Genomic DNA, 20,100 nt, shown 5'->3' with positions numbered 1-20,100 from the left:
ACCGCGTGCCCACGCCGCGCACGTCCTCTTCCTCCGTGTCGGCCAAGATCGCGGGATTCGGTCACATGGCCCAATATGTCCGGTAAGAATGTTTTGACAGCATAAGGGTGGGGAGCCATCATGGAAACCAAATCAGTTTCTCAAGTTTCCGAGCGTGACGGGCGGCGTGCCGACATGATCGTGGAGGCGGCCGGTCGGCTGTTCTTCGCGTCGGGTTTCGCGCGGGTGAGTATGGACGATCTCGCTCGTGAGCTCGGGATGAGCAAGAAGACGATCTACCGTCATTTCCCCGACAAGCGCAGTCTGCTGGCCGCGGTGCTGGATCGGACGTTCGCCGCGGTGGAGCGCACGCTGGTGGCGGCGGCCGAGGACGCGGACGGGCAGCCGTTCGGTGTGCGGGTCCAGCGGTTTCTGATCGCGGCGGGCAGTGAGCTCGGGCGGATCGGCTCGGCCCAGCTCGCGTCGGGGCGGGGCGATGTGATGCTGCGCGAGTACGTGGAGCAGCGTGTGGACGCGGTGGTCTACCGGCGGCTCGACGAACTGTTCCGGGACGGACACCGGCAGGGACTGCTGTCGGCGCCGCCCGAGCTGCTGAGTGAGATCACCCGTGGGGCGTTGGAGCGGCTGCTCACCTCGCAGTTGCCGCACGAACTCGACTCGACCGCGGCGGATCTGCTGCGGGCGACCGTCGACACCGTGCTCTACGGGGCGATCCGCTCGGCACACACCGGCATCGGCGATGGACAACCCCGGGTGGTCATGCCGACGGCCCGCAATGACGAGCAGGAGGTGGGCTCATGACCGGGACAGCCGGCAGGGTGGCATTGGTGACAGGGGCCAGCAGTGGAATCGGTGCGGCCACCGCGCGCCTGCTGGCCGCGCGGGGGATGCGCGTGGTGGTGAACTACCTCAGCAGCAGCAAGGCGGCCGAGGAGGTCGTCGCCGACATCGAGGCCGCGGGCGGCCAGGCCATGGCCGTACAGGCCGACGTGCGCGAGGTGGCCGCGGTCGAGAACATGGTCGGGCAGGTGCAGGCGGCCTGGGGTGGCGTTGGCGTGCTGGTGCACAACGCGTTGATCCCGTATGCGGTCAAGTCGTTCCAGGACATGACGTGGGAGGAACTGGGGGGCAAGCTCGACGCCGAGATGCATGCGGCGTTCGCCGTCACCAAGGCGGTCCTGCCCGCCATGACCGAACAGGGCTGGGGGCGCATCATCTTTATCAGTACCGGCCTCAGCCGTCGGCCGCGGGAGAACATGATCGCGCTGGGCACGTCCAAGGCGGCGCTGGAGCAGTTCGGCCGGTATCTCGCACAGGAACTGGGCCCGCAGGGCATCACCGTCAACATCGTCGCGGCCGGCCCGGTGGAGGACACCCGTATGGCCCGCATGACGGATGTGTTCGACGAGGAGCACAAGCGGCGGCAGGTGGCCGCCACCCCCCTGGGCCGCCTGGCACACCCCGCCGACGTCGCCCAAGCGGTCGCCTTCTACGCGGGCGAGGACAACGCCTTCATGACCGGCACCACGGCCGCCGTCAACGGCGGAATGACCATGTACTGACATCCCGCTGTCCATCGCGCAGAGGCCATACCGCCCCCGGTTCGGTCGGCGGCCGGACCGTATCCGGCACATCGTCACCTCAGCACCATGGGCCGCAGTGGCCGGACCCGCGGCACGCGCGGGCGCATGACGCTGACTGACACGATCAAGGGAAGCGTTCATGCACACGATCGATCTCGCCTACGTCGGACGGGGCCTGCACGAGGAACTGGCCGCCTACATCGCCGACCAGGAGGACTACTACGCCGAGGAAGGCGTCCACGTCGCACTGCGCGACGGCTGCACCTGGGACGAGGAGCGGCTGCGCCGCGGCGCCACCATCGGACTCGGCCGGGCCCTGCTGTCCCGGCTAAGGGCTCGCAGAGAATCAACATGTTGCCTCCCGTGATTCGGTTCGTTGGCGTGGTATGCGCATCCCCGATGAGATTCGTGTTCAACTCGCGGTGAAGTTTGAGGTGTTGTTCCCTCACCTGGACGAGCGGCAGCAGCGTCTGCTGATGGGAGCCGAGGCCCGTCTCCTGGGCCACGGTGGGATCCGGGCCGTTGCTCGGGCAGCCGACGCCAGCGAGACGACGGTCCGGAAGGGGGTGGATGAGCTGGAGGCGGGAGTAGAGCCGCTGGGGCGGGTCCGCCGGCCCGGTGGCGGCCGGAAGAAGGCCGCTGACCTTGATGCGGGGCTGCGGCCCGCGCTGCTGGCCCTGGTCGAGCCGGACATGCGCGGGGACCCGATGTCGCCGCTGCGGTGGACGACCAAGTCGACCCGGAACCTGGCCGCCGAGCTGACCCGCCAGGGGCACAGGGTCAGCGCCGACACGGTCGGTGACCTGCTGCGGGAGGAGGGCTTCAGCCTGCAGGCCAACTCCAAGACCCTGGAGGGCAAGCAGCACCCGGACCGGGATGCCCAGTTCCACTACATCAACGAGCAGGCCAAGGACCACATCGGCGCCGGGGACCCGGTGGTCAGCGTGGACAGCAAGAAGAAGGAGATGGTCGGCGAGTACAAGAACGCGGGGCGTGAGTGGCAGCCCACGGGCGATCCAGTGAAGGTCAAGACGCATGACTTCCTGGACCGGGAGGGGCCCGGCAAGGCGATCCCGTACGGGATTTACGACATCGCCGGGAACTCCGGCTGGGTCAGTGTCGGCACCGACCACGACACCGCCGCTTTCGCGGTCGCCTCGATCCGCCGCTGGTGGCGCGGGGCCGGACAGGGCGACTACCCTCACGCCCGGCGTCTGCTCATCACCGCCGACGCCGGAGGCTCCAACGGCTACCGCACCCGGGCGTGGAAGACCGAACTTGCCGCCCTGGCCGCCGAGACTGGCCTTGAAATCACCGTCTGTCACCTACCTCCGGGCACGTCGAAGTGGAATCGGATTGAGCACCGGCTGTTCTCCCACATCTCCATGAACTGGCGCGGCAGGCCCCTGACCAGCCATGAAGTCATTCTGCAGTCCATTGCGGCGACCACCACCCGCACCGGACTGACGGTCCGCGCCGAACTCGACACCGGCGCCTACCCCACCGGAGTGAAAGTCGACGACGCCCAGGTCGACGCGCTGGCGATGACCCGCCACCGCTTCCACGGCGACTGGAACTACACGCTCGACGCCCAGCAGCGCGGCCCCACAACCACCGGCACTCCACACGGAGCGGAACCGCGGCAATGGGGTGCCCGCCAGCACGCCCGGCTCACCGACCCGGAACTCACCGGCCTCACCCGCGCACAACTGGACGCCCTGATCAGCAGGTTGGCGCCAATCCAGGCCGCCCAGCGGGAACACCAGCGCCGTCACCGACGCGGCCACGAACGACAGCGGGCCCCGGGGCGGGCCCCAGGCAGGCGTTCACTGACCCCGACCGGATCCTGGCCACCGTCCTCTATCAGCGCGGCTGCTTCACCCACGCCCTCCTCGGCGCACTCTTCGAGACCAGCTCGCAAACCATCACCCGCACAATCCAGGAGACCCAACCCCTCCTGGACCAGCACGAATACACCGTCCCCCGCTCCACAGCACGATTCACCACCCCCGCAGACGTGGCCGCCTACCTCGACGCCTACGGCACCGAATCCCCGGACAACATCAAACACGCATGTTGATTCTCTGCGAGCCCTAACGACGTGGTGCGCGGTAGCTGAAACCCCGGTCTGAGCATGCGAACGGCCGTGCGGGACGATCATGATTGTGACGTCAAGAGGGGCCCGCACGGCCTTGAGCCATCGTATCTGCACCGGGATCCCGCGCCGTCGCCTGGGCAAGCTGGTCGCGGAGTTGGCCGGGCCGTGGGTGGCCGGGCAGGAGTCCCAGCTGCGTGAACGCCGGGGCCATGACCGGCAGCGCGCCGCCGGAGCGGGTCCCGACCACCAACTCGTCTTCACCGACCGGGTCGTCGCCACCCTGGTCATCCTGCGCTTCCAGCTTCCGCATGCCGTCCTCGCCCTGTTCTACGAGGTGGACCGCTCCACGATCACCCGCGCGGTCCACGAGATCCGCCCCCTGCTCGCCGCCCGCGGCTTCGCCGTCCCTGGAAGTCCCGACCTGCGCCTTCGCACCCTGGCCGATGTCTTCGCCTACGCCGCCTCCCACGGAGTGGAACTGCGGATCGACGCCACCGAGGTCCGGGTCCGACGTCCACGGGCGAACAAGCCCGGACGCCGGGCATTCATCTCCGGGAAGATGCGGCAGAACACCAAGAAGGCCACCGTCGTCACCGACGAGAAGGGCCGGACCCTGTGGGCGGGTGCCTTCCGGCCCGGCCGCCAGCACGACCAGACCGCGCTGAAGACCGAGGGCATCTGCGACCTGTTCGAGAGGTTCCCCCAGGTCAAGGCCAAGGTCGACGCCGGCTACCGGGGACTGGCCAAGCAGTTCCCCGCCCAGGTCCAAGCGCCGCCGCTGAAGCCGAAGAAGGATGCCCCGCCCGAGGACCTGGCGGCCTGGGAGGAAGCGCGCAAGCAGCAGTCCTCCGAGCGGATCTGCGTCGAGCACGCCAACGCCGAGCACAAGCAGTGGCGGCCCCTGCAACGCTGGATCGGACGCCGCGAGTACTTCGACCAGACCTACCAGGCCATCGCCGGCCTGGTCTCCGACCGCGCGGCCATGCGGTAATCAACCACCAGCCAACCCGCCAGGCCAACACGGCCCGACCTCAATCGCGCACCCCGTCGTAAGCCCAGCATGTAGGCCGACACGGTCCACTGCAGGTCGGCCGACGTGGCCTTGAGGCCCGTGCCGATGGAAGGCAGCGCGGTGTTCACGATCGAACCGTCGATCATGTCAAGGAGCGCCGCGAGGATCATCACGAACGCGGCCGCCCATCGCTTGGGGTAGGGCATTGCCCCACCGGTGGCGGCTATGTCTCCCGTGTCGGTCGTGGTGGACGACATGGTCACTCCCTTAGGATTACTGGACTTTCATATATCTTGGATGTCAAGCTAGTAGCACCACGAGGCGGAGGTACCTCGAATGTCAAGCCAAAGGGAGCCGGTCCGGTCAAAACTGGGTAAAGTGGTGCAGGCGTACCAGGCTGCCGTCGACGACTTCGACCGGGAGTTGGCCCGGCTGATGGGGGTGAACGAGACCGACCTGCGCTGCCTGGAGATCCTCCTGGCCACAGAGGAGATCGCCCCCCGCGAGCTGAGCACCCGGCTCGGCCTGACCACCGGCAGCGTGACCGCCATGCTCGACCGCCTGGAGAAGCTCGGCTACCTCACCCGCACTCCGCACCCCACCGACCGCCGCAAGACTCTCGTCCGCATCACCCCCGACGCCGCGCAGCGCGCCTACGGCCTGATGGCCCCGTTCCTCGAGGACGCCGGCCAGCAGGTCAACGACCGTTACAGCGCCGAACAGCTGGAACTGGTCGCCGATTTCCTGGCCTTCACCGAGGAGATCCAGCAGGACCACATCCGCCGACTGCGCGAGCTCCCCTCGCCCCGTCCGGGGCGCACCGGCGGCAAGCAGGTCCCCGGCCCCCGCGGCGCCACCGGCTCCCGGGCGTGACCCCGACGCCGGAGTCGAGGAGCAGGGCCTTCCGGCCCGCGTCCTGCCCCGCCTCCGTATCCGGGGTGCAACGCTCACGGTTGACCCGCGCTTGGCGTCGTCTTCCTCGTCGAGGTGGACGGTTGCCAAGAGCCCGCAGGTGTGCGACTGCGGCGTCCAGGTTCAGCAAGGCGTCCCGGATGCGCGGGGGAGTCGCGCAGGCTGCTCCGCACCACCATCTGCCCGATGCCCGCGACCTGGCGGTTCACAGCGTTATACGGCCGTAGGAGTGGGGGACCGCGACCGCTGACACGCTCATGAAACCGCTGGCCCACTCCGAGATCACGCGGTCCCGCGCCGCTGTCCGCTCTCTGCGGAGCCGAAAGGATGTTCCATTTGGGGGAGATGACGGGTTAAGGTCGTGACCTGCGAGATCTTGTACGGAGGTGCCCGGGATGGACAACGACATGCCCGTACGCCGTGGTCGGCCGACGGGCCCCCGCAGCGTCGAAGGGGAACTGACAACACGCCAAGGGGACATTGTCCGGTTCATCACCGACACGGTTCAGCGCCAGGGCTACCCGCCGTCGATGCGGGAGATCGGCCATGCCGTGCAACTCGCCAGCACGTCCTCGGTCGCGTACCAACTGATGGCCCTGGAACGCAAGGGCGTCCTCTACCGCGACCCGCACCGTCCTCGCGCCTACCGGGTACGGCCTTCCTGGGCACCCGACCTGGGCCGCAACAGTGAGGCGCCGGTCGACGTGCCGCTCGTCGGGCGGATCGCCGCCGGTGCGCCGTTGCTCGCGGAGGAGATGGTCGAGGACGTCTACTCCCTGCCTCGCCAGGTCGTGGGCGACGGCGACCTGTTCGCCCTGACAGTCTCCGGCGACAGCATGATCGACGCCGCGATCTGCGACGGTGACATCGTGACCGTGAGGCGGCAGGACAGCGCCGATCACGGCGACATCGTCGCCGCGCTCCTGGAGGACGAGGCCACCGTCAAGGTGCTGCGTCGGCAGGACGGGCGGGTGTGGCTCATGCCCCGCAATCCGGCCTACGAGCCGATCCCCGGCGACCAGGCGCAGATCCTCGGCAAGGTCGTCGGCGTCCTGCGCGTGCTCTGAGATTCCGGCGGGGACCGCGTGCGACATGAGCGCGACACCCGCCAACGATGCTCGCAGCAGCCGAAGGGGAGCGGCGATGGCGAGCGACGGATGCGAGGACCTCTGGATCTGTAGGGCGTGAGGTCCTTGACCTCACAAGTCGCCCGGTTTCAGGGGGTGTTGTCGGCGGCGAGTACGGTCGCCGAGGCGATCTGCGTGGGGGTGCCGGAGATACCGCTCAGATCGAGCCCGGCAACGCCCGTGCCGTCCATGGTGGGTGCGGTGCCGGCGGTGGCGGTGTCCGCTTCCGCGGTACTGCCGGTCAGCGCGCCAGCAGTACCGCGGGTCAGCGGGGCACGGCGGCGAGCGTCGCGGCGACGCGCTGGACGCGCGGGGGATGGGTGACGTCACAGCGGGTATCAAGATCGGCCGGGGGCCCTGTGCGACGGTGCGGGTAAGCGTCCCGCTGTAGGTGGCGCCCCGGGTGGGAGTGGAGGCGACGCCGTCGGCGGTGAGGGTGACGCTGTTGTTCACCTCGTCGATGAAGGCCAGGGAGACGCTTCTCGCGGCCCCGTCGGTGAGCACGATGGCGCCGCGGTGGACGTCGGCGGCGATCGAGGTCGTCCAGCCGTAACGAGCCGTCCAGGACCGACCCGGTCTCCACGCCGCCCACGGTCAGAGGCGGAATGCGGCCCGCAGGCGTGGTGAGGGTGGCGCCTTCGGCCACGACGAGGACGACGAGGACATCGAGCCGGGTGACCTCCGTGGCCTCCCCCGTCTCCGGCGGGCGGCCGCCCTTCTCCGTCCGCCCGCGCCGCGCCCCGTGGGGGACTGCACGACGGCCCCGGAGTGTGGGTCGAGTTCGTCTGCCAGAACGGCGTCGTGTACCGGGACCAGATTCACTACCACACCGTGTACCGCGACCACACTAGCGACTACGGCAGCGAGTTCACCTTCTCATGACCCGACCGCGAACTTGGCTGACCACAGCACTTCGCCTGGTGGCCGGGATCGCGATCGCGGTACCGGCGGCGCTCCTGCTCGGAGCGTCGCCGGCCGCCGCGCATCCGATGCCGCACTCAGTGGTCCAGCTCGACGTGTACAAGGCTTCCGTCACCGCGCGGCTCGAACTGCCGGTCGGCGACTTCTCCACGGCCAGTGGGATCGATCTGACCAGTATCGACTCGGCCGCCCTGCCCGCCAAGGCCAAGGCCATCCGCACCTATCTCGGCCGGCACATCAGCCCGACCACCCTCAAGGGCGAGGCGTGGCAGGTCAGTATCGGCGCGCTGAGCCTCAGCCGCACCCAGCAGACTGCCACCGGCCCGTACCGCGAGCTGGTCGTCAGGGCCGTGCTCACCCCGCCGACCGGCGGCGACGTACGGCAGTCGTGGGCCTTGCGGTGTCGGATCATCCTGGCCTGCGCGGAGGGCGCCTCGAACAAGGACGTGGCGGCTCGACTCGGTTCCACGCCGCATGCGGTGGGCCGTTGGAGGGCCAGGTTCGTGCAGTACCGGATCGCCGGTCTGGGTGAGATGCCACGTTCCGGTGGCCCCAGGACAGTGACGGACGAACAGGTCGCCGCGGTGGTCGCCAAGACGCTGGAATCCACTCCGAAGAACGCAACGCACTGGTCGACGCGGTCGATGGCGAAAGAGATGGGCCTCTCACAGTCATCGGTGTCACGGATCTGGCGGGCGTTCGGCCTGGAGCCGCACCGGTCCGAGACCTTCAAGCTGTCGACCGATCCATACTTCGTCGACAAGGTCCACGATGTCGTCGGCCTCTATCTGGACCCGCCCGAGCGGGCATTGGTGTTCTGTGTGGACGAGAAGTCGCAGATCGTGTGCCACGAACGCTGAAGGAGGCGTTGATGTAACAGCTTCTGGAAGCGGTGCTGTGCAGGAGATGGAGGTAGGTCCTCCGGAGTCGCCCTGCAGGGGGAGGTTCCAAATCACCGCAGGCTGCGTCGGTTAAGTGCCGGTCGTGGTGAGCGCTGCGGAAAAGGCGCGGCAGTGATCGCGTCAGGTGTGGGTCAGGAAGGCGAGCGTGAGCGAACCGCTGATGACGTGTCGTAATCTTTCTCATTGGCGTCGAAACCGGGGCATGATCTGGGCTCCGGGACAAGTCTGGGGGAAGCCTGTTGACTGCCCAGACGGCGTCCGGCATGGAGGCGGCGCGAGCCTGGCCCGGGCTCTTGCGCGGAACGTGGGAACCTGTCGCCCCGATACTGCAGTCGGCCCGGTGGGCCGGCGGCGAGAGGGAGAACCCCAAGCGGACAAAACCGCGAGGGGCCGAGTACCGATGCGGGGCACGGGGGCGGACCGTCTCGTAGTAGCGGCGAAGTCCGGTAATGCGGATGGAGCGAAGGGGACGGATCGTCCGGGTCTGCTTGGTGGCCAACCGGAGTGCCCGGGATGAGCCAGACGAGCGGATCGAAGTCGTTTGAGGTCTCGAAACACCTGGTGTTCGAGGCGTACTTGAGGGTCAAGGCCAACAAGGGTGCGGCGGGCGTCGACGGCGAGTCGATCGAGCAGTTCGAGGCAGACCTGAAGGGCAACCTCTACAAGCTGTGGAATCGCATGTCGTCGGGCTGCTACTTCCCGCCGCCGGTCAAGATGGTGGAGATCGACAAGCCGGGAGGACGCGGAGTCAGGGTCCTCGGCGTGCCCACGGTCGCGGACAGAATCGCGCAGACGGTGGTGGCCATGGTGCTGGAGCCACTGGTGGAACCTGGGTTCCACGCGGACTCCTACGGCTACCGGCCCCGCCGCAGTGCGCTGGATGCGGTCGCGGCATGCCGGGAACGGTGTTGGAAGACGGACTGGGTGATCGATCTGGACATCCGGGGCTTCTTCGACAACCTCGATCATGATCTCGTCCTCAAGGCGGTCGCGCACCACACCGACTTGCGGTGGGTCCAGCTATATGTGGAGCGATGGCTCAAAGCCCCGCTGCAGAGGCCGGACGGCAGCCTGCAAGCCCGGGACCGCGGCAGCCCACAGGGCTCGGCGGTTTCACCCGTGTTGTCCAACCTCTTCATGCACTACGCGTTCGATACGTGGATGGCCCGGGAGTATCCCGGCGTCCGGTTCGAGCGGTACTGCGACGACGTGGTGGTCCACTGCCGCAACGAGGCCCAGGCGCACCAGGTGCGTCAGGCCATCGGCGGGCGGCTGGCCGAGTGCGGTGGTCTGGAGTTGCATCCGGACAAGACCCGCATCGTGTACTGCAAGGACAGGAACAGGCGTGGCTCGGCCGAGCACACCTCGTTCACGTTCCTGGGGTACGGGTTTCGCGTGCGACGACTCCGGACGAAGCGCGGAGATTACTTCTTCGGCTTCAATCCGGCCGTCAGCGACGAGGCCGCCAAGCAAATCCGGATGCAGATTCGCCATTGGCGGCTGCACCTGCGTAGTGACACGACCCTGGAGGAGCTCGCCCGGGAGATCAACCCGGTCGTGCGGGGCTGGATCAACTACTTTGGGCGGTTCCACCCGTCTGCGTTGCTCTCCACCCTCAACCGCATCAACGACTATCTGGTGCGGTGGCTCGTCCGCAAGTACAAGCGGTTCAAGCGGAAGCGAGCGAGAGCGCGAGAGGCCCTGAGCCGTCACGCCAGGCGGTTCCCCGGGCTCTTCGTTCACTGGAAACTCGTCAAGCCGTGACCGTGTACGACTGGATGATGGGAGCCGTGTAAGCCGAGAGGTTTACGCACGGTTCTGAGAGAGCCGGGGAGTGAAATCCTCCCCGGCTACTCACCCAGGCCCTGGACCGGTCCCAGCCGGTGCTGCCGGTGATGCCGGGGGTTGCCGAGAGGGCGACTCACGACTACGTGCGCGCCGGCACCACCACCTTGTTCGCGGCCCTGGAGGTCGCGACCGGCAAAGTGATCGGCTCTCTGCACCGCAGGCATCGGGCCGAGGAGTTCAAGAAGTTCCTGAAGACTCTCGCCATCAAGAAGTGGCTGCTGGCCCACCCCCGGTTCCACCTGCACTTCACACCGACTGGCTCGTCCTGGCTGAACCTCGTCGAGCGATGGTTCGCCGAACTGACCAACAAACAGATACGGCGAGGCGTTCACCGGTCCGTCCAAGCCCTGGAGAAGGACATCCGCAACTGGATCGCCGCATGGAACACCGACCCGAAGCCCTACGTCTGGACGAAGACCGCAGACGAGATCCTCGAACGCCTCGCCAGCTATCTGAACAGGATTCCTGACTCAGGAGACCTAGGGCCGGAGCACGATCTTGCCGTGGGGGTGCCGCCCTTCCAGCTCGCGGAACGCGTCTCGTACCCGCTCCAGCGGATAGGTGCGGGCGATCGGCACCTCCAGCTCCCCGCGCGCGGCAAGCCGGGCCAGCTCGCCGAGCACGACCGCGCATGCCGCCGAACCTTCTCCGTAGGTTCGCGCCCCAACCCGAGCCGCGGCCTGCCAATCGCGGATCGTGTTGATCCGCTCGGGCCGCACGCCCAACTCCACTGCCAGCTCTACGTAGCCGTCGCCGAACGTGTCGATGAACGCGTCGACATTCCCGCCGGAAGCCTTCCGGATCCGTTCGGCCACGTCCTGCCCGTACTCGACCGGGACGACGCCGTGATCCTTCAACCAGGCGTGGTTTCGCTCGCTCGCCATCCCGATCACCGTGGCGCCGCGCCGCCGCGCGAGCTGTACGGCAAGTGACCCGACGCCGCCCGCCGCACCGGACACGACGACCGTGTCGGCCGGTCCGGGGTCCACCGCGAACACGGTGGCGTATGCGGTCGTGCCGGCCACGTACAACGACCCGGCCACGTCCCAGGACAGACCCTCTGGACGTAGGGTCAGGTCCACGTCGTTGACCACGACGAACTCCGCGTGGCTCGCCCTGTGATGGGTGAAGCCGAGGACCTCATCGCCCACCGCGACGCCGCGCACCTGCGGACCGGCCTCCACTACGACGCCGGCCAGATCGCTGCCCTGCCCGGAGGGGAACGTCGCCGGCCAGCGTTCGTGCCGGGCGCCCTTGCGGATCATCACCTCGCCGGGCTGGATCCCGGCCGCGCGGACCTCGACCAGCACCTGCTCCGGGCCGGGCGTGGGCCGCTCCACCTCCTCCACCCGCAGCACATCGATCCCGCCGTACTCGTAGAACCGCACCGCCTTCATCGCGTGATCACCGCTCTTCATCGTCGGGACAGACCTTGGACGGTCGCGCCCTGGGTGGCAGCACATCGACCGCGCCATCGCATTCAACGGCTGGGGAACGGAGTTGTCTTCCCAGGATCAACGATCCGAGGACGTATTTGATGAACGGTGCTGTCACTTCCGGCATGGGGATGCACCGCGACGACCTCGATACCTGCATGCCCTGCCTGCTGGACGGTTCACGGCTTCCGGCGTGATCTGATGGCGAAGGCCACCGCGTGTGCGCGGCAGCGGCTTTCCCCGAACCAAGCTTTGGAGTCGATGACTTGGCCGCTTCGACACGAAGTGAGGCAGGCCGTTGCGGCATCATGGATCTCAAGAGAAAGCCCACTCACAAGGGACCGCTCCATCGGGGCGATCAGCTCTCGGGTTGTCTAGTAGCGTGTCGCTGCTTAGGTATGGGCTGTTTGATTGAGGGGCTTGCGTCTGGCAGATTCCTCTCCCGCTCTGCCGGACAGGACTGGTGCGATGGGTTCGCAGAAGAAGAGGCCGGTGGTGCTGACCGCGCAGGACCGCGAGGAGTTGGTCCGGGTGACCACGACGGGGGTTCATCCGGCCTCGGTAATCAGGCGGGCGAGGGTGCTGCTCGCACTCGACACCTCTGCAGGCGGGATCGGCTCGCAGGAGGTGATCGCGGCCCGGCTCGGCGTCTCCGGTGAGACGTTGCGGCTGGTCGCCAAGCGTTTCACCGAAACCGGTGGCGATGTTCACGCCACCATCGGGCGGAAGAAGCGCGACCTCCCGCCGGTGCCCTCGCCGGTGACCGGTGAGGTCGAAGCCCGGCTGATCGCGATGGCGTGCTCACAGCCACCCCAGGGCTATACCCGGTGGTCGCTGCGGCTGCTGGAGAAGCACGTCGCACTGGTCGAGGACATCCCCGATCTGGACCATTCCACCATCGGCCGGGTCTTAAAAAAACGGAACTGCGTCCTCACCTGAAGAAGTGCTGGACCATCCCACCACGGGCGAACGCGGAGTTCGCGGCCCGGATGGAAGACGTACTGGCCGTCTATGCCCGGCCCTATGACCCGGCATGTCCGGTCGTGTGCATGGACGAGAAGCCCTACCAGCTCCTCGGCCATGTCCGCGACCCGCTCCCGGCCCGCCCAGGTCACGACGCCTGCCAGGACAGCGAGTACATCCGCTGCGGCACGTGCTCGATCTTCGTATGGGTCGAACCCCTGCGCGGGTGGCGTCGAGTTCAGGCACTGTCCCAGAGGACCCGGATCGACTGGGCCGGCCAGGTCAGGCAGCTGCTGAGCGTGGACTACCCCGATGCCGAGACGGTTGTGCTGGTGATGGACAACCTCAACACCCACGGCATCGCCTCACTGTACGAGGCATTCGAACCAGAAGAGGCCTTCGCCCTGGCTCAGCGCCTCGAGATCCACCACACGCCCAAGCACGGGTCATGGCTCAACATCGCCGAGATCGAACTCTCCGCGCTGACCAGGCAATGTCTCGACCGCCGGATCGGCGACCTCGACACCCTCAACACCGAACTCTCAGCCTGGCAGAACGCCACCAACACCGACCAACGTCAGGTGGACTGGCAGTTCACCACCCACGACGCACGCATCAAACTGCGCCACCTCTATCCCAGGAATTAGCTGCGACAGTCTACTAGTGTGATGCGCCCGGAAATCTGGGGGTTAGTTTTGCTCCGTTGTGCGAGGGTCGGTTCCGACTCTGGCCAGGTAGTCGGCAAGGGAGTTGAGGATCTCGTCGGCGGTCTTGGCCCAGGTGAAAGGTCTGGGGTTGTCGTTCCAGGTTGCGATCCATGCCTTGATGTCGTCCTCCAGGGCCTTCACGGAGGTGTGGACGCCGCGGCGGATGAGTTTGTCGGTCAGCAGGCCGAACCACCGCTCGACCTGGTTCATCCAGGAAGAGCCAGTCGGCGTGAAGTGCACGTGGAAACGGGGCCGTTTAGCCAGCCACGCCCTGATCTCGGCCGTGTTGTGGGTGGCGTAGTTGTCGCACACCAGATGGACGTCGAGTTCGGAGGGTACGGCCTTGTCTATGGTGACCAGGAACTTCTTGAACTCGGCGGCGCGGTGGAGTTCGCCGACGACGGTCCCGTCGGCGATGTTGAAGGCGGCGAACAGGCTGGTGATGCCGTGCCGCAGATAGTCGTGGGTACGGCGTTCGGGCATGCCCGGCATCATCGGCAGTACCGGCTGGGACCGATCCAGGGCCTGGATCTGGCTCTTCTCGTCCACGCACAGGACCACCGCCTTCTCCGGCGGGTGGTGGTAGAGGCCAACGACGTCGACGACCTCGTCGACGAACTGCGGGTCGGTGGAGAGTTTGAAGGAGTCCTGCAGGTGCGGCTTGAGGTCGAACCTCTTCCAGATTCGGCCGATCGTCGACTTCGACAGGCCGGTGCGCTGGGCCATTGAGGCCCGTGACCAGTGGGTGTCTTTGCCCGGCGTGGACTCCAGCGTCGCCACGATGACGTCTTCGACCTGGTCGAGGAGGATCGAGGGCGGCCGGCCGGGCCGGGGCTCGTCGTACAGGCCGTCGAGCCGTTTGGCGATGAACCGGGCCCGCCACCGCTCCACCGTCGACTCGTCGACACCGAGATCGGCTGCGGCCTGCTTGTTGGTGCCGCCCTCTGCGCAGCGCAGCAAGATCCTTGCGCGCAGCGCCAGGTACTGGGCGGTCTTCGCGCGCCGGGCCCACCGGGTCAGCTGGGCCTGCTCGGCCTCGTCCAGGACCAAGTCGGCCTTCGGCCGGCCGCCGCGGCCCGCGTCCTCAAGCCCGGCCATCCGCTCCGCGGCAAAGTTGCGACGCCACTTGTAAACCGTCCGGACCGCAACACCGACAGCCCGCGCAGCAGGCGCATTTGACATGCCGTCAGCACACGCCAGAACAACCCTGGCCCGCTCGGCTAGGCGCCGGTCCGGCAACCCCGCCCGCCGCACCAACTCGGCACGCTCACCCTCGGACAGTGTGATCTCCACAGCAGACCGACCCGGATGCGCCATGCCAACAAGGTAGCAACAAACCCCCAGAATTTCGGGCGCATCACGCTAGGTACACTGACGGCATGGCATGCCGCATCAGTGAGCTGGTCATCGACTGCGCCGACCCCGACCGACTCGCCGCATTCTGGAGCGAGGTTCTCGGCTACGTCGAACTCGGCCGGGAGGAGGACGGAAGCATCGAGATCGGGCCGCCCGACGCCGGCTTCGGCGGTCCGCAGCCCACCCTCGTCTTCAGCCCCAGCAGTGACCCGCGGACCGGGAAGCTCCCACTGCACATCGACGTCAGCGCCACCGACCGCGACCAGGAAGCCGAGCTGGAGCGGCTGCTCGCTCTCGGCGCCAGGACCGCCGATGTCGGCCAGACCGGCACCGAGAGCTGGCACTGCCTGGCTGACCCAGAAGGCAACGAATTCTGCCTCCTGCGCACCCGGCTCCAACCCCTCTGACCACGTGCGTACTTGCGCCAAACCGTTCGGCCGTTCGAGCGAGGCCGGGGGTTTGCTCATCGATGTCAGCGCCCGAGTGCGCGCTTGAGTTCCGCCTTGTTCATCGACGAGCGTCCACGGCTGTTGCGGCGGCGGGCCTCGGCGTAGAGCTGGTCGGAGGTGGGGCCGCCGGCCTGGGGGACGGTGGGGACTCCGAGGAAGGTCGGAGACTGCGCGCGCTCCTCCCGCGCGTCGATTTGAGCAGTCTTCTCTTCGGCGGACGCCTGGCTCACCGATAGTCCTTCCACGCAGACCAGCTCTCGCCAGCAGAGTGATGCGGCCCTACCGCAGCGATCGCTTCGTACCACCGGCACCGACCAGCTTCACCACACTACGCCGCACCGAAGACGCCTTGTTGTCCGCGTTGCCCGACGACTTCGAGATTCTTGTGTTTGCCCCAGCCCTGCCTCTGGTAGCGCATTCAGCCGTCGCGACGGTCGGTCCGCGCAAGGTGATCGCAACGGTTCGCGGCAGCGAGGTTGCGGCCGACCCGACGAACGCCTTGGCGCTGGAGGTGTCCCTGCGACGTTCGCTGGTGTGAGCGGCCCAGAGCCTCGTCGGACCGATGCCGGGAGGGCCTGCTGTGTCTGCCTGGGATTGTGGGTGGTCGGGAGTGGGTGCCCTGCTGAATGCCGATGAGGCCGACAGGAAGTGGAGTCCACGCTGACCATGGTCCAGTCGATTCGGGCCTCGACATCGGCCCGAGCCCGGACGGCCCGCAGAATCCTCTCCCGCGTGCCATCCGTTGGCCACCTGCGATGACGGTCGTGGACGGTTTTCCACTTCCCGAAGCGCGACGGCAGTCCGCCACGGGAGATCGGTCCGGCGCTGGAACAGAATCGCGTTGATCACCCGGCGGTGACACTGCCACCGCCCGCCTCGACCCACGCTTCTCGGCCGATGCGGTTCAAGCTGAGCCCATTCCTCATCAGAATGATCTCCCCGCCCCGCGTAGAGCGTAGCGATGGGCCAAGAGGTGAGTCAGTTGGCCTTTCGGACAGAACCTGGTTGGCTTCAAGATCGCCTTCACCTCTCAGAGGTGACAGCGCATCACTTCGATGTACACGGCTGTGCCCGGCCCGCCAGCCGGGACGTTCAGGCTCTCAGGTCTGGCATTGCTTCGTGGATGCGGAAGACCAGCCACTCCAGGCGGCGCCGTCGGCCCGAGCGTGTACTCGGATTTCGACTTTCACTGGGGCGCATACTCGGGTCGTGCTTCCCACTTCGACAGGGCCAATGGCTTCGCCGGCCCTGACGTAGGCGCGACCGGTGCCTACTCTCTCCCAAGAACCACCATCGGGGCGCGAAAATGCCTCGTAAGAGACGTTGAGTCCCTTTGTCCCGGTGTTGCGGGCCTTGATGTACGCCGTCATCTCTCGAGAGGGGAAGGGGCCGACAGATCCCCGCTGGGCGCTGATGCAGCCATTGATGGCCACCCGGCCGGTCGACGTACCTCCGCCACAGGCGATTGCTGCGGCGTGAGCGTTGGCGGGGATCGTCATCATGGTGAGCGCAGCTGCGCCCAGGACCGTTGCGGCACGCCTCAAATGCAATGCCTCATCCCTTCGGTGGGTCCGTTTTCTCTGAAGAGACCATGACTCACCTTCGGGCACGAAAAGCGATTTATTGAGTCTTTCACTCAAATAGGTGTAGGTGACCCAAAAATGGGAGACCCGGCGGTGCGGGCCCTCTGCTTCGGCCAGGCGAGCACGACTCGCGGGCGCAGGTCCGACTTCACCTCCTTACCGGCGTTGGCCTCCCGCACCGACAGCAGCTCGCTGATTTCCTCCAGCAGGAGACGCAAGTGTTTGGCGGCGCCGATGAACGCCAGGCGCTTGACGGCATCGTCAGCCGTGCTGAGGCCCCGGCGCGCGACCAGCGATACCGTCCGGTCGGCCACCTCGGCGAGGACCGGGGTGCGGCATCGGCGGCGGCCGGTTCGGCCGAACGACACAGGACCCGTTCGGCCACCGCCAGTTCCTCGCGCTCGGCGTTGACCTGCTCCAACTGCTCGGCCGGCTTCGCGGCCAGTGTGTCCAGCTCGGCTCGGCGGGCGGTGATCCGCTCCCGCACCTCGCCGCCCCCTGCCCACGCCCGTGTCAGCACACGGTCATGGATCGTAGAGACGATGCCCGTCCTTCCGCTGCCACTCCCGACATCGTCCGCGACGACTGCCGGGTCCATCCGGTCCAGGACGGCGCGGTAGGCGTCGGCTGCAGGCTTGGTCTTGGCCAGCGGCAGGTGGCCGAGCCCTGGTGGCCGACATCGTCCTGATGGGCCCGGGCGTCCTTGCGCATGGCTTCGAGGCGACGCCGCTGGTCCGCCGTGAGGTTGCCGTTGCTGCCCAGGCAGTCCAGGACGTCGGCCTTGTCGGCGTGGAGTACGCGATGTTGTGGTTCGTGATCGCAATGAGGCCAATCCGCACTGACAACCGGGCCATCCCTTCAGGGCCGCTCGCGAGGCCCGCTCGGGCGAGCCTCGCGCCGATCCAGTGTTGTTGGAACTCGTGAACAATCCGATTCCCTCCAGCTTGCAGTTGCCTCCCGTACTGGGGTCGAAGTGCTGCCCGTTCTCATGGCCAGAGCCACATCGTCGGAGGGCGAGGTACCGGATGAAGGTCGACCGTCGTGTGAATCAGTGCACCCACCCGACGCCCGCCCGGTGGTGACGGCGGGGACACGATCACGCGCGGCCCGGGCGCGCCACCAGGCTCAGCAGACCGTCCGGATCCCGATCTGCGCAGGTGAGGAACATTTCGAACGGGATCGAAATCATATTCACGGCCAATCTGTTCGTGTCACGGTGCATCCGCTACCGCGCAGCGCCCCACACGTCGCGCGACACTTCACAACCCGCAGAGACCACCCATACCGGGGGAACGATGAAGCACCGCGCCAAGGCCCTTGCCGTCGCAGCACTTGCGGTCGGCTGCCTCACCATGGCAACGAGCCCGGCATCCGCCGCCTCCATGGTCACGACTTACGAGGTTGTCAATGTCCGCGACCTCCCTGACTCGCACAGCCACAAGGATGACGTCTATCCGGCGAACTACACGGTTCTCGGCCTGTGCTGGCAGTGGGGCGAGTCGATCACGGACAACGGATACACGAACGATGTCTGGGTCAGCACTGGCGTGAAGAGTGGCCGCTACTCGTACTGGATCAGTGCCGTCTACCTGAAGGGCGACACCCTCTCTGTCAAAGTAGATCGAGTCAGGTATACTGGATGATTCATTGAGTCGAGGGCGGAGAAGGAGTAGTGCCCGGGTGGCCAGCACGAATGACCACGGGACCCCTGATCCGCAGGTAGAAGCCCGTTCGGCCGGTCCGCGCCGGTATACCGCGGAGTACAAGGCGAGGATCCTCGCGGAGTACGAGACGTTGGACAAGAAGGGCAAGGGTGCTCTGCTGCGGCGGGAGGGCCTGTATTCGTCGCTGATCACGACGTGGCGGCAACAGCGGGACAAGGGTGCCCTGGACGCGCTCGCCGCGTCGGCCGGACGGCCGAAGGCGGACCCCAGGGACAAGGAGATCGAGAAGCTCAAGGCGGAGAAAGCCCGCCTGGAAGCCGACCTCGCGAAGGCCCGCACCGTCATCGAGGTCCAGGGAAAACTCTCCGCGCTGCTCGACCAGTTCGCCACGGACAGCGCCCCGACCCGGAACGGCGAGAAGAACCAGTGACCGAAGCCCAGCTCGCGGCCGTGGCGTTCAACACCGCCCGCAATCAGGCCCTTGAAGAGCTCAGCGGGCTGGTCGGACGCGTCCAGGCATGCGCCGCTCTCGGCGTGAGCCGTGCCACCTACTACCGCCAACACCGCCGAAGCCCCGCCCCGGCCAAGCCGCGGCCAGAACGGCGCCGACACGCCCGCGCTCTCACACCCGAGGAGGAGATACGGGTCCTCGACGTGCTCCATTCCCTGGAGTTCGCCGACATGGCGCCCGCCGAGATCTACGCGGTGCTCCTGGACCGGGGTGTCTACCTGTGCTCGGAGTCGACGATGTACCGGCTCCTGCGACGGCATGGCGAGGTCCGTGAACGCCGCCGCCAGGCCGTCCACCCGCCCCGGACCGTTCCCGAGCTGGTCGCCGAGGGCCCGAACCGGGTATGGAGCTGGGACATCACGAAGCTGAAGGGGCCGGTCAAGGGCGTCTACTACTGCCTCTACACGATCATCGACATCTTCAGCCGCTACACGGTCGGCTGGATGATCGCCGCCCACGAGAACAAGGACCTCGCCGAGCGGTTCCTGTCCGAGTCGATCGCCAAGTACGGTATCGAACCAGGGCAGTTGACGATCCACTCGGACCGCGGGTCCCCGATGGTCGCGCAGAACGTCGCCCAGATGATGGCCCATCTCGGCGTCACCAAGTCGCATTCGCGGCCGAAGACGTCGAACGACAACCCGTACAGCGAGAGCCAGTACAAGACCCTGAAATACCGGCACGACTTTCCCGAGCGTTTCGGATCCCTCGAGGACGCCCGGGCGTGGTGCACCCAGTTCTTCACCTGGTACAACGAAGAGCATCGGCACTCCGGGATCGGCCTGCACACGCCCTACGACGTGCACTTCGGTCTCGCCGAGCAGCTCCGCGAGATGCGTGCCGACGTCCTCCAGACGGTCTACGCGAAGCACCCCGAACGCTTCGTCCGCAAACCACCCGAGCCTCCCAAGCTCCCCGCAGCGGCCTGGATCAACCAGCCGGCACCAGACGGCCCACTGATCCCAGCACAGCGTTAGAACGATCTACCTGCCTTGATCGCTTTGACAGGTTCCGCTTCGTTCGGGCGG

21 protein-coding genes and 4 pseudogenes are annotated in these 20,100 nt (G+C 67.0%); 20 read left to right on the top strand and 5 right to left on the bottom strand.

The features are described 5' to 3' along the window. Nucleotides 1–120: 120 nt before the first annotated feature. The 5 genes and pseudogenes from OG819_RS35660 to OG819_RS35640 all read left to right on the top strand — a co-directional run bounded on the left by OG819_RS35660 (nucleotide 121) and on the right by OG819_RS35640 (nucleotide 4,672). The gene (locus tag OG819_RS35660; protein ID WP_266653254.1) at nucleotides 121–801 is read left to right on the top strand and encodes a TetR/AcrR family transcriptional regulator; all 681 of its coding nucleotides are present in this window, start codon (nucleotides 121–123) and stop codon (nucleotides 799–801) included. After that, nucleotides 798–1,562, top strand: coding sequence for an SDR family oxidoreductase (locus tag OG819_RS35655; protein WP_266653252.1), 765 nt, complete (start codon nucleotides 798–800; stop codon nucleotides 1,560–1,562). Before OG819_RS35660 ends, OG819_RS35655 begins: the two co-directional genes overlap by 4 nt. Nucleotides 1,563–1,722: 160 nt before the next feature. Next, nucleotides 1,723–1,950 (top strand): hypothetical protein, encoded by a 228-nt coding sequence (locus OG819_RS35650; RefSeq protein ID WP_266653250.1) that lies wholly within the window; start codon nucleotides 1,723–1,725, stop codon nucleotides 1,948–1,950. Nucleotides 1,951–1,969: 19 nt separating this feature from the next. Next, nucleotides 1,970–3,663: pseudogene (locus OG819_RS35645) on the top strand (ISAzo13 family transposase). A 79-nt stretch (nucleotides 3,664–3,742) separates the two neighbouring features. Further along, the gene (locus OG819_RS35640; RefSeq protein WP_266647792.1) at nucleotides 3,743–4,672 is read left to right on the top strand and encodes a transposase; all 930 of its coding nucleotides are present in this window, start codon (nucleotides 3,743–3,745) and stop codon (nucleotides 4,670–4,672) included. Here the strand turns inward: OG819_RS35640 and OG819_RS35635 are convergent. After that, nucleotides 4,624–4,950 carry a hypothetical protein gene (locus OG819_RS35635; RefSeq protein WP_266653248.1) on the bottom strand — a complete coding sequence of 109 codons (327 nt, stop codon included), beginning with the start codon at nucleotides 4,948–4,950 and terminating at the stop codon, nucleotides 4,624–4,626. The two genes, OG819_RS35640 and OG819_RS35635, sit on opposite strands and share 49 nt — an antisense overlap. Before the next feature lie 121 nt (nucleotides 4,951–5,071). On the opposite strand from OG819_RS35635, the gene OG819_RS35630 reads away from it, so the two are divergent. The 7 genes and pseudogenes from OG819_RS35630 to OG819_RS35600 all read left to right on the top strand — a co-directional run. Beyond that, nucleotides 5,072–5,566: a MarR family transcriptional regulator gene (locus tag OG819_RS35630; RefSeq protein WP_266653246.1), complete on the top strand. Its 495-nt coding sequence runs from the start codon at nucleotides 5,072–5,074 to the stop codon at nucleotides 5,564–5,566. A gap of 434 nt (nucleotides 5,567–6,000) precedes the next feature. Beyond that, nucleotides 6,001–6,672: a transcriptional repressor LexA gene (lexA, locus tag OG819_RS35625; RefSeq protein ID WP_266633834.1), complete on the top strand. Its 672-nt coding sequence runs from the start codon at nucleotides 6,001–6,003 to the stop codon at nucleotides 6,670–6,672. Nucleotides 6,673–7,135: 463 nt separating this feature from the next. Beyond that, nucleotides 7,136–7,285, top strand: coding sequence for a hypothetical protein (locus OG819_RS35620; protein WP_266633835.1), 150 nt, complete (start codon nucleotides 7,136–7,138; stop codon nucleotides 7,283–7,285). Between the two features lie 215 nt (nucleotides 7,286–7,500). Further along, nucleotides 7,501–7,614 (top strand): DUF3500 domain-containing protein, encoded by a 114-nt coding sequence (locus OG819_RS35615; protein WP_266633836.1) that lies wholly within the window; start codon nucleotides 7,501–7,503, stop codon nucleotides 7,612–7,614. Between the two features lie 409 nt (nucleotides 7,615–8,023). Next, a pseudogene (locus OG819_RS35610) lies at nucleotides 8,024–8,495 on the top strand (IS630 family transposase); the annotation flags it as partial. Nucleotides 8,496–9,068: 573 nt separating this feature from the next. After that, nucleotides 9,069–10,319: a group II intron reverse transcriptase/maturase gene (ltrA, locus tag OG819_RS35605; RefSeq protein WP_266653244.1), complete on the top strand. Its 1,251-nt coding sequence runs from the start codon at nucleotides 9,069–9,071 to the stop codon at nucleotides 10,317–10,319. 95 nt (nucleotides 10,320–10,414) lie between these two features. Continuing rightward, nucleotides 10,415–10,837: pseudogene (locus OG819_RS35600) on the top strand (IS630 family transposase); the annotation flags it as partial. A gap of 45 nt (nucleotides 10,838–10,882) precedes the next feature. Here the strand turns inward: OG819_RS35600 and OG819_RS35595 are convergent. Then, the gene (locus tag OG819_RS35595) at nucleotides 10,883–11,800 is read right to left on the bottom strand and encodes an NADP-dependent oxidoreductase (protein ID WP_266655432.1); all 918 of its coding nucleotides are present in this window, start codon (nucleotides 11,798–11,800) and stop codon (nucleotides 10,883–10,885) included. Between the two features lie 507 nt (nucleotides 11,801–12,307). Between OG819_RS35595 and OG819_RS35590 the strand changes: the two genes are divergently transcribed. Beyond that, complete coding sequence (locus OG819_RS35590) at nucleotides 12,308–12,778, top strand: helix-turn-helix domain-containing protein (protein WP_266653242.1); 471 nt, start codon at nucleotides 12,308–12,310, stop codon at nucleotides 12,776–12,778. Further along, nucleotides 12,667–13,449 carry an IS630 family transposase gene (locus OG819_RS35585; RefSeq protein WP_266420292.1) on the top strand — a complete coding sequence of 261 codons (783 nt, stop codon included), beginning with the start codon at nucleotides 12,667–12,669 and terminating at the stop codon, nucleotides 13,447–13,449. The genes OG819_RS35590 and OG819_RS35585 overlap by 112 nt, the downstream gene beginning before the upstream one ends. A 42-nt stretch (nucleotides 13,450–13,491) precedes the next feature. Here the strand turns inward: OG819_RS35585 and OG819_RS35580 are convergent, their stop codons facing one another. Further along, complete coding sequence (locus tag OG819_RS35580; RefSeq protein ID WP_266655430.1) at nucleotides 13,492–14,802, bottom strand: IS630 family transposase; 1,311 nt, start codon at nucleotides 14,800–14,802, stop codon at nucleotides 13,492–13,494. Between the two features lie 86 nt (nucleotides 14,803–14,888). Here OG819_RS35580 and OG819_RS35575 point away from each other — a divergent pair, with 86 nt between their 5' ends. Beyond that, entirely contained in the window at nucleotides 14,889–15,272 is a 384-nt protein-coding gene (locus OG819_RS35575; protein ID WP_266633837.1) for a VOC family protein, read from the top strand. 65 nt (nucleotides 15,273–15,337) lie between these two features. Here OG819_RS35575 and OG819_RS35570 read toward each other — a convergent pair. Then, nucleotides 15,338–15,445: pseudogene (locus OG819_RS35570) on the bottom strand (plasmid stabilization protein); the annotation flags it as partial. A gap of 140 nt (nucleotides 15,446–15,585) precedes the next feature. Here OG819_RS35570 and OG819_RS35565 point away from each other — a divergent pair. Beyond that, entirely contained in the window at nucleotides 15,586–15,852 is a 267-nt protein-coding gene (locus OG819_RS35565) for a hypothetical protein (RefSeq protein ID WP_266633838.1), read from the top strand. Between the two features lie 1,098 nt (nucleotides 15,853–16,950). Here OG819_RS35565 and OG819_RS35560 read toward each other — a convergent pair. Further along, nucleotides 16,951–17,211 (bottom strand): hypothetical protein, encoded by a 261-nt coding sequence (locus tag OG819_RS35560; RefSeq protein ID WP_266653240.1) that lies wholly within the window; start codon nucleotides 17,209–17,211, stop codon nucleotides 16,951–16,953. Between the two features lie 355 nt (nucleotides 17,212–17,566). On the opposite strand from OG819_RS35560, the gene OG819_RS35555 reads away from it, so the two are divergent. The 4 genes from OG819_RS35555 (at nucleotide 17,567) to OG819_RS35540 (ending at nucleotide 20,049) form a co-directional block, all read left to right on the top strand. Then, a complete protein-coding gene (locus OG819_RS35555; RefSeq protein ID WP_266633840.1) occupies nucleotides 17,567–17,821 on the top strand; it encodes a hypothetical protein in 255 nt (84 codons plus the stop codon). A gap of 371 nt (nucleotides 17,822–18,192) precedes the next feature. After that, nucleotides 18,193–18,540, top strand: a complete 348-nt coding sequence (locus OG819_RS35550; RefSeq protein ID WP_266653238.1) for an SH3 domain-containing protein — start codon at nucleotides 18,193–18,195, stop codon at nucleotides 18,538–18,540. 37 nt (nucleotides 18,541–18,577) lie between these two features. Beyond that, the gene (locus OG819_RS35545; RefSeq protein ID WP_266623313.1) at nucleotides 18,578–18,991 is read left to right on the top strand and encodes a transposase; all 414 of its coding nucleotides are present in this window, start codon (nucleotides 18,578–18,580) and stop codon (nucleotides 18,989–18,991) included. Next, the gene (locus tag OG819_RS35540; protein ID WP_266623315.1) at nucleotides 18,988–20,049 is read left to right on the top strand and encodes an IS3 family transposase; all 1,062 of its coding nucleotides are present in this window, start codon (nucleotides 18,988–18,990) and stop codon (nucleotides 20,047–20,049) included. The genes OG819_RS35545 and OG819_RS35540 overlap by 4 nt, the downstream gene beginning before the upstream one ends. Nucleotides 20,050–20,100: the final 51 nt, after the last annotated feature.

Origin of the sequence: Streptomyces sp. NBC_01549, assembly GCF_026339955.1 — a bacterium.
In the GTDB taxonomy this organism is placed as follows: Bacteria; Actinomycetota; Actinomycetes; order Streptomycetales; family Streptomycetaceae; genus Streptomyces.
The sequence above is the reverse complement of the archived record's forward strand: the minus strand, read 5'-3'. Positions and strand labels throughout refer to the sequence as shown.